The sequence below is a fragment of the Pseudoalteromonas sp. J2K-J979 genome (assembly GCF_058169715.2).
Genome location: NZ_CM200282.1, coordinates 551,439 through 567,120 on the forward strand (window position 1 = coordinate 551,439; position 15,682 = coordinate 567,120).

Here is a 15,682-nt window from a genome sequence, read left to right on the forward strand (position 1 = left end):
ATCTTCAATGCCTGCTTATAGCTCACACCTGCCAGTCAGATAAAGTCTCAACCTAGTTGCATATACTGTCAGATCAGATATGAGCTACTACATCTAATAGGAAATTAAAAGTGACCTAGTACGCCTTAAGTACCTGATATAAATTATTCATGTCGATGGGTTTTCCAATATGTGCCACAAAGCCTTGCTCTAGGTATGCTGCTACATGATTAGCCATCACATTGGCTGTCAATGCGATGATCGGCACAACTGGATTAATCAGCTGGATTTTTTTCTGGGCTTCAATGCCATCCATTTCAGGCATATGAATATCCATCAGCACCAAATCAAAATGGTGTGTTTCAAACGCCTCAACGGCTAACAATCCATTTTCAACTATCGTTAGCTCTGCTTGTGTAGCTTTTAACATGGTTTGAATAACGATTTGATTTATTTTGTTATCTTCTGCAATTAATATTTTTTTCCCTTTCAAGTTGGGAGCCGACAATGCTTGATCATGCTCCTTTGTCGCAGCCAGAGTTACTTGTTTTAGAGGGAGAACCACTCGAACAGATGTACCTTTATTGACGGTGCTGGTTAATTCGAGAGTTCCATCCATTAAAGATACTAAGCTACTGGTAATAGACATTCCCAGGCCTGTCCCCCCGTATTGACGAGTTGTTGAACTATCAGCTTGGGAAAAACGCTCAAAGATTTTTTGCTGTGCGGCTTCATCCATTCCTATTCCGGTATCAGTAACTGTGATAACTAACGCTTGTTGCTGATTAAATTGGGTGTAACCAACCTTCATCTGAACAAGCCCATCATAAGTAAACTTAACCGCATTCGAAGCCAGATTTAATAAAATTTGTTTCACACGAACAAAATCACCTAACCAACCATCAACAAAATGCTCCTCAATCGCAATAGAAAACTTGATACCGCGATTACTTATCTGAGAATCAAGATCATATTTTATCGAATCTAATACTTCTAACAGTGCAAACGGGGCCTGTTCTAGCTCTAGCTTATTAGATTCTATTTTGGAGTAATCTAAAATATCATTAATGATTATTAATAAACTTTTAGCTGAATACGTAGCGTTATCAAGAATCGTGCTTAACCCAGCTTCTAGACTTGCACTGCGAAGCAATTGTAAACCACCTAAAATCGCATTCATGGGCGTGCGAATTTCATGACTCATATTGGATAAGAATTCACTTTTCGCTTTGGCTGCATTTTCAGCGGCTAATTTAGCTTGCGCGAGAGTCGCCATAGCCGTTACTTTTTCGGTCACATCATAATTTACTCCAACAACCTTAATGGCCTGCCCGCACGGATCTTTTAACACTTCCGCACTCGCTTTGATTGTTTTAATCTCACCATCAGGATGAATAACCCTAAATTCAGGGTTATATGTCCCTCCAGCCTCGATTGCCGAAAATAACTCTTGTTTTGCATCTTCAATATCGTCAGGGTGAACACTGCTTGTCCAGGCATCAAAGGCTCCAGAAAACTGCTCAGGAGAGACCCCATACAGTTTATACATCCATTCATCCCAAATTAGCACGTTACTGGCCAGCTCCCACTCCCACACACCAATTCCAGCCGAATCGTTTGCAAGCTGCATTGTGAGAGCTGCAGAGTCAGCTTTTTCTTTAGCGTTAACCAATTGCTTTTCTGTCGCTTTTTGAACTGAAACATCTTGAACAACTGACCAAATAAAGCTCTCGTTATTTTCGTCTGTGATTTTAATACCCGATAATAAAACCGGATAGTGATGACCTTTTTTATGAATATATTCTTTTTGGTAAGGGCCGTAACTTCCTGTCTGACCTAACGAGTCTAACTGCGCTTGCTCTTGTTCTTGATAGCATGCAGGAGTCAGTGACCAGTAATCCATTTGGTTAAGTTCTTCCACGTTGTATCCGGTAAATCGGCTGAACTCATGATTTACGTAAACAAATGCCCCGCTTTCAAACGAATTAATTGCGATACCAATGGGTGCAAGATCGACAAACGTTTCAAATTTTTTCTTTTCATGTCGGTAGGCGCTTTCGTAAAGTTTCAAATCGGTCAGTGCCAAATTTAACTTCGCCTGAGTGTCAACTAACTGGCTAATATCTCGGCCTATCGCGAGTATAAAACTGCCTTCATTCAGATGAATAGCTGTTAAAGAGACTAAACATGGGAAAGTAGTGCCATCTAAACGAGTATGTGTCCACTGAAACAACTCCCTTCCATCATGCAAAGCTTTTTCAATATGAGCAATCGCAAGTGCTTCTGATTGCCCGCCACAAGGCTGGCATTGAGGAGAAAGATCGGAAGGCTTCAAAGTTAAAAATTGCGCTTTATTCATCACGCCATGCATATCAACGGCAGACTGATTACATTCGACAAATCGCCCTGACTTTAAATCGATAATAGACAAAGCATCGGCTGATGCATCAAAAAGCGTTTTGTATTTATCTCGTTCGAAAGTGACGCTCTCAAGCTGTGCTTTTAGTTTTTTGTTTTCTTCTTCCAAAAAATCGAGACGGCTTTGTTGCATTTATCACTCTCTCTTACTTTTCACAGACTAGACAATTGTAGATGAAGTTCACATAAATATTGATAACTCCCTGCAGAGTTTACAATAAAACGCTGTTGTCACCGTAAAATACCAAAGAATAGCCTGATGCGTTAAAGGAAATAAATGACAAAAACCTTGACCTAAATCAAGAACGGTTTAAACTTTCAGAAAATACTGAAACTTCAGAAATGGAAAATCATGCTGATAATGTCACCAAAAATCGAATCGTTTGTAATGCACTGTGGTGAAATGGGAAGCCGCTGGGGATTTAACCGCACTGTCGGACAAATGTACGGCCTTATTTTGATTAGTGAAGAAGCGCTTAGCGCTGTCGATATTGCTGAGTCTCTTAATATTTCTCGTGGCAATGTCAGTATGGGGATCAAAGAGCTGCAGTCTTGGCGTTTGGTCAACGTGCAACATAAAGCAGGGGATCGTAAAGATTATTATGTGCCTGCTGGCAGTATTTGGGAAATGGCCAACCGCGTATTTGAAGAGCGGCGCAAGCGAGAAATGGATCCTACGTTATCCTTATTACGCGATAATTTACTCGACGAACCCGCCAACCAACAAGAAGTCTTTGCGCAACAAAAAATGCATGAAATCCATGATTTACTTGAAACCATCACCCAATGGGCCAGTGAGTTACAACGGATGAACCCCGAAAAACTTACAACCCTAATGAAGCTCGGTTCAGGCGTTGGCAAAGTATTAGACCTAAAAGATAAATTCATAAAAAACGGCTCTGTTAAATAACAGCGCCGTTTTTTATACCGTCGTGTAATGTGCTGGCAGGAGGTTTGCCATGTTAGATACCTTGATGTTGTCGCGAATTCAATTTGCAGCAAATATCAGTTTTCATATTTTGTTTCCAACAATTACCATTGCGCTGTGTTGGTTTTTGTTTTATTTCAAAATACGGTTTGATTTTAGCCAAGATCCAATCTGGATGCGTGCCTATCGATTTTGGGTCAAGATCTTTGCACTCACCTTCGCTTTAGGCGTTGTCAGTGGCATTACCATGTCTTTCCAATTTGGTACTAATTGGCCGGGTTTTATGGAAAAAGTGGGCAATATTGCAGGGCCTTTATTGGGATATGAAGTACTGACAGCCTTTTTCTTAGAGGCAACCTTTTTAGGCATTATGCTGTTTGGTTTAACCCGAGTCCCTTCTAAAGTGCACACTTTTGCGGCTTTTATGGTCGCAGTTGGCACCAGTTTGTCGGCCTTTTGGATTTTATCTCTCAACTCTTGGATGCAAACCCCAACCGGATTTGAAATGCGTGATGGAGTCGCGTTTCCAACAGACTGGCTGGCGATTATATTCAACCCTTCATTTCCTTATCGATTAAGCCACATGTTGTTAGCCTCAGGGATCACAGCCTCGTTTTTTATCATCGGGATCAGTAGTTACCGATTACTGCGTGGCGACAACAAACGCGCGCCCAAACTCACCCTTAAAATTGGCTTATTGGTTGCGGCCGTACTCACTCCTCTACAAGTTTTTGTTGGCGATTTACATGGTCTCAATACACTCACACATCAACCGCAAAAAATAGCCGCTATGGAAGGGGTTTGGCATACCGAAAAAGGCGCGCCATTGTTATTGTTTGCCATTCCGGATGAAACACAAAAAACCAATCACTTTGAAATCGCCATCCCCAAAATGGCCAGCCTCATCTTAACTCATGATCTCGATGGCGAAATTAAAGGCTTGAATGAATTTGAAGGTCAGCACCCACCTGTGAAGCCCGTATTTTTTGCTTTTCGTATTATGGTCGGTATCGGCATGCTGATGATAGCAGTGTCTTGGCTCGGATGTTTTTACTTATTTAAGCGTGGTGAATTGCCCAATTGGCTACTTAAAGTGACTGTGGCTATGAGTTTTTCTGGCTGGGTCGCCACCTTAGCTGGATGGTATGTTACCGAAATTGGCCGTCAACCTTATTTAGTCTCTGGCGTACTCACAGTTAAAGAAGCGGCGACCGATATCGCCCCTGTAAATGTCGGGATTTCCTTAACTTTGTACTTAATCACTTACGCCGTGTTAATGGTCGCCTACTTACACACAATTTTTAATATGGCACGGCGCGCCGTCGAAATCGAAGAAATTAGCGATGCCGAAGACAACCGCCTCCAGTCAAAAAAACCAATGATTAAGGAGCCTAGCAATGCTTGATCAATCTCTATTAGCCATTATTTTTGTCGCATTGATGGGTTTATCAATTTTGTTATACGCCATTCTCGATGGGTATGATTTAGGTGTCGGCATGCTCATACCGCTGAAGGATGATAAACAATCCGACACTATGATTGCTTCGATTGGCCCATTTTGGGATGCCAATGAAACGTGGTTAGTACTTGCAGTGGGCTTAATGTTGATAGCATTTCCAGCTGCACATAGCATGGTACTTAAAGCACTTTACTTACCTGCTGTTATTTTACTAATTGGTTTAATTATGCGAGGAGTGGCATTTGATTTTCGAGCAAAAGCCGTATTTAGCCATAAGCCAACATGGAACAAAGTATTTAAGTTTGGGTCGTTGATTGCTTCACTCAGCCAAGGATATATGCTGGGATTGTACATTATGGCCTTTGAACAAACTTGGCAGGCTTACGCATTTGCCTGTTTAAGTGCATTAGGTGTCGCAGCCGCTTATTGTTTTATTGGTGCATGTTGGTTGGTGATGAAAACAGAGCATCAACTTCAACAACGTGCCATTACATGGGCTAAAAAAACAGGTGTCGTGAGCTTTTTTGGTATTTTGTTAGTGTCTGCTGTCAATTTAAGCTTGGATGCGAGTATTTTTGCCAAATGGTTTAGTTGGCCAAGCGGCCTGTGGCTCTTGCCCTTACCGATTATTTGCGGGCTCCTATTTGTTTTTGCGTTTATCAGCCTAAAACGCTTAACTCTTCATCCGACCCTTGCCTGCTGGCAGCCATTTATGTCTGTCGTGGTGATTTTTAGTTTAAGTTTTTTTGCATTAGGCTTTAGTTTCTTTCCGGATATCGTCCCTGGAAAACTCACAATTTGGCAAGCGGTTGCCGCGCAAGAATCGTTAAGCTTTTTATTTTGGGGCGCAATAGTTGTGATCCCCACCATTTTACTCTATACCGCGTTTTCGTATCGGGTGTTTTGGGGTAAAGTACAAGACCTTAAATATTATTAACTGAAATTTTTAATAATCACGAGCAGCTTGACTGCTCGTTTTATTTTTATGATGACAACACACACAATTGGCTTGGGTTGCCCTCGCTTTAAAATCGCAGTGTATATTGCCAATCGTCCGGTGATTGAGCCTTACATATTCTTAGATACATTACTGAGTGCCAGTCACTCCGAGATTACACATATAGGAAGCCAGTGCGGGAATGGTTGGCGAAAAGTGTTTAATGTCTACGCAAAACTACTCTATGCCCTCGATGGACAATATTTTGCTGAGTTTCAATCAGCACCATCATGGCAACAATACCGAGACAAGTATTTGTTACAAGCAGACAGTAAAACGGCGCTCATATTTAGTCCCCCCCAACTCGATTCAAACACAGAAATACTTCATATTATTTGCGGCCGCACCTATGCCAATGAGTTACAACGCTCAGGAAAGATACTCAGCCAGTGGGTCTGGCTGAATGATGAGTTTGCCATTGATAAAGACCTGCGAGTTATCGTGTGCCCCTATTTTGATTACCGACAGTTATCAAACATCAAAATCGAGTATTTAGCGCAGTTGATATTATCTTTGAGTCGTCAACAGCCTTAAAACCTAGCAAGAGCTGACCTAGTTGCGGACTCTCGTTTCAGCGTTGATCTAACCATTTGTGTAACATGACAGCCAGTAACTCTAAATTAATAGGTTTACTTAAAAAATCATTCATACCATGGTTTAAGCACCGCTCGCGCTCACTTTCGATCACATTGGCAGTCAGCGCTAAAATGGGAATTGATTGATAGCGCTCACCGCATTCTCCTGAGCGAATTTTACTTGTACATGTAAAACCATCCATAATGGGCATCTGGCAATCCATCAAAATAAGAGCAACATTTTGCTGCGTTTGTTTTAAATAATCCAGAGCCAGCTCGCCATTATCAACAATTGAAAACTGGTAGCCTAAACGCTTTAAACATTCTTTGGCAACAATTTGATTAATAGGATTATCTTCGACAATCAAGATGATATGTTCACTGGCGAAAATAGGATCTCGGATAGGGTTTTCATCATTATCACCACTGATTTCAATCGGAGGCTGCAACGTTTCTTGTGTTAATGCCTGAATATCAGATTTATAAATAGGCTTAGTGACTTGCCAGTATTTATCATCTTTTGGCAGTGTTTGCCAATCTTTTTGCATAATAACAAGTTGAGTTGTTTGGGTATTTTTCCAAGCTTTAAGTTCCGTTTCAGCCTGAATAAAAATCTCATCGGTTAAGAAAAGATAATCAAAATCGGTGGATTTTGAGATGGCATTCACTAAACTGTTTGCATCATTGACTTGGCTAACTTTCGCTCCCCATGCTTTAAGCTGCTTGGCCAAAATGGCATTTGTAGACTGGTTTACTTCGGCAATCAAACAGTTCTTTTTTTGGAGTAATAGGATCGGTGGCGCTTGTTCATCAATATGAAGAAGAATATCAAATTCAAAACAGCTCCCCTCACCCACTTTACTAGAGAGAGAAATATCGCCACCCATCAAATGGCAGAGCTGTTTCGCTATAGCAAGCCCGAGTCCTGTCCCACCAAAACGACGAGATATCGAGCAGTCCGATTGTTGAAATGGCTCAAAAAGTTTTGTGATTATGTGTGGTTCTATCCCAATTCCAGTATCGAGAATTTTACAAACAAGCTGAAAGTGTTGATGACTGATCTTTTGAATATACGCTTCAATCACCACCTCTCCTTTTTCTGTGAACTTAATTGCATTACTAATCAAATTAGAAACAATTTGCCTCAAACGCTGCTTATCCGCCACCACCAGTGTATTATCTAATTGAGACGCATCAAAAATTAACTCAATCCCTTTTTTATGAGCGTTGACAGCAAATCCACTCACCACCTCTTGAAAAAATGGCAGAATTTCAAATTCAGTGGGCGAAATATCAACTTTACCAGCTTCGATTTTGGAAAAGTCTAAAATATCATTGATAATGAACAATAACGCATCAGCGCTATTTGTGGCGATATTCAAATACTGAATTAACTTTGCTGGTAACTCTTCGCCCTGAAGAAGCTCCAGCATGCCTATAATCCCGTTCAATGGAGTGCGAATTTCATGGCTCATGTTAGCTAAAAAAGCGCTTTTCGCCTGCTCTGCACTGCGTCTTTCAATCACCTGCTTTTCTAATGATTTTTCTCTAGCAACAGAGGAAGTCACATCAATGATTTGAATAACACTGCAGTTTGGACAATTACTAAAAGGTTTGACCGTTATACTTTGTTTAATACGGTGATTTGATTTATCGTAAAGCGGTAAAGGGCTTGGATTGAAAACACGGGATAGCACCGAAGGTAACTTTTGCTTTGTGGATGCATCAAGTGCCTGGTGAAGCCTTGTCCCTTTTAACTTAGGGTACACTTCAAGCAACGATTGACCAACCACCATTTTATCCTCAAACCCACTATGACTCACTAGCCATTGATTCCAGAACACAATTTTATAGTCACTATCAACAACAGTAATGCCCAAGCTAAGCTGATTAAGTATTTCAGAACACTCCTTACTGACGCTCATGTTCCAGATAACCCGATAATAATTTTATTCAATGACTCTTTTAATTTTTCAAAAGAAAAATGTTCGAGTAAAAAGACGAGATAACCTTCAACATGACTAGTGCTAAGAACTAAATTTATTCGGATAAATAAAATTTCGTTAAAGTCGCCCGTATCAATCACTTGAGTGGATGAACCAATACGATAAACCGGTAAACCAACTTCAAATACCTCGTGAATCGACTCAGCAAATGATCCAATACATGCATTTAATACGACATTACCAATTTCAGAGAACCCTTCTTGATGAAGCTCTGCAAGCGTTTCGCTTGAAAACCCGTCCCCTAACATTTTGCTCACGACTTCCATCGAGCTATTTTGAGGGAATAGCAAAATGGTATTGGCTTCGAAATTGCCAGCCATCGTTTGTGACACACTGCAGATATCTTCACCTTGATCTAAGCGCTCAGATAACTCATTAACACTTACATGTTCAATATAAGGTACCGATAATTCAATTTCTTGACTCACGATTTGGCTAAGCGAATCTGCAGCACGACCCACACCAATATTAAATAACTCCACTAATAAATCATGTTCGAGCTCAGTTAATCGCAGTGCGTTACCCATTAAAATACTCCAAAATAATGTCAATGCATTGTTCCGTGATGGGCTTATTCACACACTTAACGCCCATACTTTGTGCCTTATCATGAGTCGCTTGCTGAATGTTCGCTGTCAATAACACATAAAGTGAGTTGCAATGCTGTCGCTTGAGTTGTTCGATTAAGGTCAAACCATCAATTCCAGGCATATTTAAATCAATGGTAAAATAATTAACATCTAGATCAGACAGCTTTGCTAGCGCATCTTGCCCATCGGTTGCTTCATAAATTTGCCATTGAGGGTGCTTTGCTAAAAATTGTGCTTTGATCATCATTCTTGAGACTCGACTATCATCAACAATCATCACTTTTTTACTATCAATCAATGTCTCATTCCTTTATGAATACAAACCTTGCGCACTGCTTTTTTCATCATTAAACATAGTTGCTTATTTAAAATTAAGAAACTTGTACTAAGATAATTCATGCAAGAACACACTAAGCGAAACAATAAGTTGGCTTGTAGATAGTGTGATTTCATAAACGAAAAAGGAAAACGAGTGCTTAAGTCTGCCTTACCTCAGCTACTCACTTCATTTCAACAGATGGTTGAATACGCACCTGCTGGCATATTCGAAATGAACTTAAATGGCCAATGCACGTATGGAAACCAGGCATTTAGAGCACTCTTTGGTTTAGATAGTCACTCATGTGTTAACAAACAACTCAATGCATTTTTTCACCCTGATGACAAAGCGGGCGTGATTAAACAATGGCTCCATTGCGTTAAACAAGGTCATCGCTTTAGCTATACGTTTCGTGTTCAAATACCAGATCAAGACATCCAACAAATCACCATCAATGCCGAACCTATTTTTGTCGATACGCAACTCATCGCCTATATTGGCTGTGCTGAAGATGTATCAGAGCTGAGCCATGCTCAACAGTTATTAAAAGAAAATCAGCATAGATATCAATTGGCTATTAAAGGGTCAAGTGCAGGAATTTGGGACTGGTATATTCTCGATGACTCAGTCTATTACTCTGAAAAATTTACTGATTTACTCGGGTTTGACAATCTCGCTTTTGGTACGAGCTGGTCATCACTCACAGATCAAATACACCCTGATGATATTGAATCATTTGAAAATCAGTTACAAAATCATTTAGATGACCCGTTTGAAATCTTTGATATTGAGTGCCGGCTCATTACACAAAAAAACAATCCTCTTTGGTTTAATATTGTTGGTGAAGCTGTCCGCGATCATGATGGTTACCCATTAAGAATGGTCGGTTCGATTAGCGATATCACTGACAAAAAACAATCTCAGCATGTTATTTGGCAACAAGCTAATTTTGATGCACTCACGACTTTACCTAATCGTAATATGTTTGCCGATCGCCTTAAACAAGAAATAATCCAAAGTAAACGCCACGGTTTTAAGTTCGCTTTGATGTTTATCGATCTTGATAATTTCAAAGAAGTTAATGACACCTTAGGTCATGATGCAGGGGATCACGTTCTAGTTGAAGTGGCTGAACGATTACAGCTTATATTAAGGGGCTCTGACACCATTGCTCGAATTGGCGGCGATGAATTTACAGCATTAATTAGTCAAATTAGTGAAATTGAAAATGTTGAGGGAATTGCTCAAAAACTGATTCAAACCATCGAACTACCTTTTTACTATCAAGGGGAGTCCATCTTCATTTCAGCCAGCATTGGTATCACGCTTTTTCCTGAACACAGTGATCGCATCGACGAATTGATGAAATTTGCCGATCAAGCCATGTACCGCTCTAAAGATGAAGGCAGAAAGCGCTTTAGTTACTTTACCCCAGCAATGCAAGAAACAGCCAACACCAATCGACAACTCACCCAAGAACTAAGGCTCGCGATTGTCGATCATGACTTTAAAGTGCTTTATCAACCTATCATGTCACTTAAGACAGGAAAAGTTCATAAAGCTGAAGCTCTCATTCGTTGGCATCACCCAGAACTGGGTACCATCAGTCCAGCAGAGTTCATTCCTTTAGCTGAACGTTGCGGGGCTATTATTGATATTGGTCATTGGATTTTTGCCACTGCGGCAAAACAAGTGCAGCTCTGGCAACACACTTTTAATCCCGACTTTCAAATTAGTATCAATAAATCCCCTGCGCAATTTCAAAACCCCGATCCCAATGCTGATAACCGTTGGATTGATACTTTAGCCCATTTAGGTCTCCAAAAAGGAATTTGTTTAGAAATAACGGAAGGCTTATTACTCGATGACGCCAGTGTTATCCGCCAACGACTCCAAACTTTTCAAAGAGCTGGATTTGAAGTATCACTGGATGACTTTGGTACTGGGTACTCATCTCTTTCATACTTAACTAAGTTTAATATTAATTTTTTGAAGATAGATCGGGCTTTTGTCAGTGATCTCGAAAACAGTCTACAAAATCAAGCACTGTGTGAAGCCATCATTGTCATGTCTCACAAACTTGGACTAAAAGTGATTGCTGAAGGGGTCGAAACTAGTAATCAACTGAATTTTTTAAAGCAGGCCGGATGTGATTTCGCTCAAGGCTATTTTATTTCAAAACCTATTACCGCTGAAGAATTTGAACAACAGTTAAAAAGCCCAACACCCTTTAACCTGAGTCTGTAGTGTTGGGCTTTGATCCTAATCGTTTTAATTAGTGAGTACTAACGCTCATATCTGCTAAATCAATAGTCGCAGAGTCAACATAAGGCAATGCAGTTAACGCATTGACCACTGCTAACAAATTGCTGTTGTCTGACGCTTTAAGTACATAATAATGTTGATAAGCTTGTTTGATAGATAAATTGTGAGTCTGATTAAACTCTGTAAAATCAACCTCACCACTAAGTTTGACAATGATCTCACCTGTTACTTTGTACGGGGTAAAGCCATCATTACTTGAAATCACTTCGCCTATCACTAAATTGGTCGGTATTTCAATATCTGCATTGAGTTGGCGTTGCTTAGGAGCAGCTTTACGCGTATACGTTTGACCGTTTACCTTTATATTTTCTTGTAACTGGGCCAATTGCTCAGCAGACACAATATTCAACTTCGCTAAAGTTTGCGTGGTTGGTTCAGAAGCCATCACCCCGACACTCATAATACTTGCGGCAAAAAATAATACTTTCATGGTTTCTACTCCTAATTAATGACCAAAGACGCGAATTGACCAATCTTTTAATAAGCCGGCAACTGCGTTGTTGCGGCTATTAAAACCAATTAAGCCAAGTGACGGGTTATACCCTAATGTATACGATGTGCCTTTATCAGTATCAATCACGTTTAACGTCCAGTTACCTTGTGCTTGCTCGCCATAGAAGTGATTACTCAACATCACCGAGTCAGTATAGCCACCATCATTGCCAGCAAGTAAGCCAGTACGAGCACTCATTAACACACTACGAGTACCTGATGGTGACACGAGTTCAATGGCTAAATCACGTAAACGCGAATGGTCAATATTTAATTTTACTTGCACCGATTCAACAGTTAATGCTTGTTCAACATTAATGTTACTTTGCACACCGACGAGTGATGCATCGGGGATCTCTGCATTCACTTGAGCACTCACCCAATCAGAAATTTGCAATGCTGGTAAAGAGGCGCCTGTGAACAATGCTTTATACACCGCAGCATCGACATCGATGGCACCTAAACCATAAAAATGATGAAAGTGGTAGCCTGCAGCATTCGTTTGCCACGCAGGTACGGCATTATAATTAACCATCTGCCCTTGAGCGTCTTCGAATGCTAGCTCAACACCGGGGTGATGCTCATCTGTTTTACGTGCGGTTTGCGCTAATAAGTGACGGACAGTTCGTGCATCGAGTGCATGGTTGGCTGACATTACGGTGGCAATGGCTCCTGAGGCATTCGGAGCAGCTGACGAAGTGCCATTCATCGTGCCATTATAATCACAATTCGGATCACGCTCTGTGCCACCATGGAGTGTATTAGGGTGCTCACCGACAACATTCATGCCTTTATCACACCCAGTTAAGTCGATGGTCACCATTGCTGGTGAGTTCGTACCATATTCACCACCTGGAGCAGATAAAAACACACTCGATCCGACTGATGAATAGGAAGAAAGTTGCCCTTGTGCATTTAATGCAGACACGACTAAATTCCAATAATTGTTATTATCGGTACTGATGTTTGCGCTGTGAAATGGTAAACCATTATTGTTATAAAACTGTCTATCTTCATAAGGCAAAACTTGAATTGGCAGCCCTTGATAATACGCTGAATAAGAGCGGAATGAGTTACCTGCTGATTTGACATAAACTGCACCACGACCCCAGTGACTATTAAGTGAAATATCAGCTTGAACTTGATCTGTCAGCTCTAAAAAAGGATTTGACACGTAATCGTATGCACGAGGGATCGGTGGTGTGCTGCCATAACTTTGATTGAATACCCGCGGATCGGTAAAACGATCTAATGCTCGGAAGTCTTCAGACAAACCATGTGAGACTAACCAGCCAGCCACTGACTGAAAATCTAAATAGTTAAATCCAATTAAACTCGCATGGGGTGCAACACCACGCCCCCCTATCCCATTACCTTCAACTGCAGCAATAAGACCTGCCACAGATGTACCATGACCATTTAAATCTGTTGGGAAGTCAGAACCATCGCCTAAGTTAAGCGAACCAGCCACGACGTTGGCTTGGAGGTCTGGATGAGAAATTTCGACACCGCTGTCAATTACAGACACGGTGATACCCCGTCCTTTAATTCCCATCAGATGAGCAAAATCTAAATCGAGATCATTGCCTGCAACACCATTTGACAGTGAAAAGCCCGATTGGCCGGTATTTTGTAAATGCCACTGCTGTGGTGTTAATGGATCGCCTGCCGCTAATGCGAAAGTCGAGTCGGTTATATTTGCCGAAGCCTGTGCACTTATCAATGCAATCGAGCACGCCAGTAACGATTTTCTTAAAATCATAATTTCCCCTGAGCTTATTATTTTGATGTGTCTTTAAAATAAGACCAGCCGATTTAATCGTGCTTTCATTGTAAAGTAAATGTGAACCCAAAAGTTAAACAGCGTAATGATTGTAAATATATAGTTACATTAATTACATTTAAACAACACTGGTAAAATCACTAACACGCTGATAAATCAAGCTAAAAATCAAACCCACAAAAGACACCGCTGTCATTTGTGGTGCTACTCTTTCATTTTATTTAGGATGACACTCATTAATTCAATCAATTGAATTTAAAGGAAAAGAGTACTTATTTCTGATTTTGTTATAACTTTTTAATATATGAATTAATAAACATGATTCATATATACACGTTCTGGAAGCACTCATACGAGCAAATATCAACTGATGGGGGAGGGAATGGCAATCACAAAAAATGCGATTGCCAGTCAGAGGTAAAGCATGATCGACAAACTTAGTGCAGCGCTGCTCTAAAAGGCAAGCTGGCACAAATTTCAGCTTCGGCTATCAGAATTTCTTCTAGGCGAGTATCCACAATCGTTTTATCAAAATACTCATAGGCCATCTCAACAAACATATCTTTATGTTTTGCTTCAGACTTTGCAATCGCATCATAAAAGGTTTTTTCTTTTCCTTCAGGGAGAGCTTGCGCCACTAACGAAAAACGTTCGTAGCCTCGTGCTTCAATGACACCAGCGACCAAGAGCCTATCTAAAAAGAACTCATCTCGACCATGGCGAAACAGCTTACGAATACGACTGATGTATTCATCTTTTTTATCATCCCCTAAAATTGCCCCGCGAGCATAAATGATTTTAATGACTTGCTTAAAATGGATCAGCTCTTCCAGTGCCAAATCTGTCATTGCGCGCACCAGCTTTTCGCGATCAGGATAATGAGACAGCATTGATACCGCCATGCCTGAGGCCTTTTTTTCCGCCGCAGCATGATCTTGTAAAAACGTGTCAAAATCCGCCAATACAGCTTCTGTCCATTCAAAAGGGGTGTGGTATTTTAGTTCAAACATAACGCCTCAAATCTCTATTACTCATCCCCGCTTCGACGTCCCCCTTTATCAAAGAACGTCATCTAACAAGGCTAACCATTCAATTGGCTTCAAAAACGCGTATTTTACCTAGCTTAAGCGCTTGGCAAAAGGATTAAATCTAACTTATCGACTTTACCACCACGGGTAGAAGCTATTTTGAGTGGGTGTTTTATCTCATTCCACGCCGTTACTTTTCCTGCGATATTGATTTTTTCAAAATCTGAAACTGGCATGTGTTGGTCAGATAACCCCAAAAATGCCACCAGCTTAGAAAAGCTCTCAGCCTCGGCAACATTGATCATTAAAAAATCTGTTGATCGGGTATTGAAATAATTTCTTGCTTGCTGAATATGTTGCTCATACCGCGCTATGAGAAATTCATCACTTTGAATATTTTCCAAAGTAAAAGGTGAAAAAACAGTTTTAAAACACCGCTTAATAATCGGATTAAATCCGCCTTTTTCACTGAGCAAGTTGGCACTCATCCGCATTAATAATTGCTTGATTGAAGGGAGCCAACTGCTTAAGTCCCGCTCTAAATAGATAAATTTAGAACCAGGGTAACGCAAGTCTAAAGTTTGGTAATCACAAAAAACGGGGGTATCAGCAATGACTTGCGCTTGCTCAAAAGCACTCAACACATAGGCCGTGTGTGCCGTTGTTAATCCTAATTGTAACGTCGCGACACACACGCTGGTAGTGGCTGTTCGCGGTAAACCAATTACGAAAACTTTACCTGTGTGGCACTTTGATTCTGTCACTTTCGAATTTTGGACCATA

Annotated in this window: 13 protein-coding genes; 5 read left to right on the plus strand and 8 right to left on the minus strand. The window is 40.6% G+C overall.

The features are described from left to right. Positions 1 to 115 precede the first annotated feature (115 nt). Positions 116 to 2,530, minus strand: coding sequence for a PAS domain-containing hybrid sensor histidine kinase/response regulator (locus tag AC3KVK_RS18960; protein ID WP_490310089.1), 2,415 nt, complete (start codon positions 2,528 to 2,530; stop codon positions 116 to 118). A gap of 228 nt (positions 2,531 to 2,758) precedes the next feature. On the opposite strand from AC3KVK_RS18960, the gene AC3KVK_RS18965 reads away from it, so the two are divergent. The 4 genes from AC3KVK_RS18965 to AC3KVK_RS18980 are packed head-to-tail and all read left to right on the plus strand — an operon-like array spanning position 2,759 to position 6,315. Next, positions 2,759 to 3,307: a GbsR/MarR family transcriptional regulator gene (locus AC3KVK_RS18965; protein WP_490310665.1), complete on the plus strand. Its 549-nt coding sequence runs from the start codon at positions 2,759 to 2,761 to the stop codon at positions 3,305 to 3,307. A gap of 49 nt (positions 3,308 to 3,356) precedes the next feature. Continuing rightward, a complete protein-coding gene (locus AC3KVK_RS18970; protein WP_490310088.1) occupies positions 3,357 to 4,730 on the plus strand; it encodes a cytochrome ubiquinol oxidase subunit I in 1,374 nt (457 codons plus the stop codon). Further along, entirely contained in the window at positions 4,723 to 5,721 is a 999-nt protein-coding gene (gene cydB / locus AC3KVK_RS18975; RefSeq protein WP_490310087.1) for a cytochrome d ubiquinol oxidase subunit II, read from the plus strand. Before AC3KVK_RS18970 ends, cydB begins: the two co-directional genes overlap by 8 nt. A 51-nt stretch (positions 5,722 to 5,772) precedes the next feature. After that, positions 5,773 to 6,315, plus strand: coding sequence for a DUF6942 family protein (locus AC3KVK_RS18980; protein WP_490310664.1), 543 nt, complete (start codon positions 5,773 to 5,775; stop codon positions 6,313 to 6,315). A 37-nt stretch (positions 6,316 to 6,352) separates the two neighbouring features. Here the strand turns inward: AC3KVK_RS18980 and AC3KVK_RS18985 are convergent, their stop codons facing one another. From AC3KVK_RS18985 to AC3KVK_RS18995, 3 genes are read right to left on the minus strand one after another with little or no spacing between them, the layout of a single operon-like run. Beyond that, positions 6,353 to 8,281, minus strand: coding sequence for an ATP-binding protein (locus tag AC3KVK_RS18985; protein ID WP_490310086.1), 1,929 nt, complete (start codon positions 8,279 to 8,281; stop codon positions 6,353 to 6,355). After that, positions 8,278 to 8,889 (minus strand): hypothetical protein, encoded by a 612-nt coding sequence (locus tag AC3KVK_RS18990; protein ID WP_490310085.1) that lies wholly within the window; start codon positions 8,887 to 8,889, stop codon positions 8,278 to 8,280. The genes AC3KVK_RS18985 and AC3KVK_RS18990 overlap by 4 nt, the downstream gene beginning before the upstream one ends. Beyond that, positions 8,882 to 9,250: a response regulator transcription factor gene (locus tag AC3KVK_RS18995; RefSeq protein ID WP_490310084.1), complete on the minus strand. Its 369-nt coding sequence runs from the start codon at positions 9,248 to 9,250 to the stop codon at positions 8,882 to 8,884. The genes AC3KVK_RS18990 and AC3KVK_RS18995 overlap by 8 nt, the downstream gene beginning before the upstream one ends. A 174-nt stretch (positions 9,251 to 9,424) precedes the next feature. On the opposite strand from AC3KVK_RS18995, the gene AC3KVK_RS19000 reads away from it, so the two are divergent. Next, positions 9,425 to 11,518, plus strand: coding sequence for a sensor domain-containing protein (locus AC3KVK_RS19000; RefSeq protein ID WP_490310083.1), 2,094 nt, complete (start codon positions 9,425 to 9,427; stop codon positions 11,516 to 11,518). A gap of 28 nt (positions 11,519 to 11,546) precedes the next feature. Here AC3KVK_RS19000 and AC3KVK_RS19005 read toward each other — a convergent pair whose 3' ends face one another. From AC3KVK_RS19005 to AC3KVK_RS19020, 4 genes are all read right to left on the minus strand, one after another. After that, positions 11,547 to 12,026 (minus strand): serine protease external chaperone, encoded by a 480-nt coding sequence (locus tag AC3KVK_RS19005; RefSeq protein ID WP_490310082.1) that lies wholly within the window; start codon positions 12,024 to 12,026, stop codon positions 11,547 to 11,549. A gap of 15 nt (positions 12,027 to 12,041) precedes the next feature. Further along, positions 12,042 to 13,850, minus strand: a complete 1,809-nt coding sequence (locus AC3KVK_RS19010) for a S8 family peptidase (protein WP_490310081.1) — start codon at positions 13,848 to 13,850, stop codon at positions 12,042 to 12,044. Between the two features lie 458 nt (positions 13,851 to 14,308). After that, positions 14,309 to 14,881 (minus strand): MiaE family protein, encoded by a 573-nt coding sequence (locus AC3KVK_RS19015; protein ID WP_490310080.1) that lies wholly within the window; start codon positions 14,879 to 14,881, stop codon positions 14,309 to 14,311. Positions 14,882 to 14,994: 113 nt separating this feature from the next. Beyond that, positions 14,995 to 15,681 (minus strand): sulfotransferase, encoded by a 687-nt coding sequence (locus AC3KVK_RS19020; protein WP_490310079.1) that lies wholly within the window; start codon positions 15,679 to 15,681, stop codon positions 14,995 to 14,997. Between the last annotated feature and the right edge of the window lies 1 nt (position 15,682).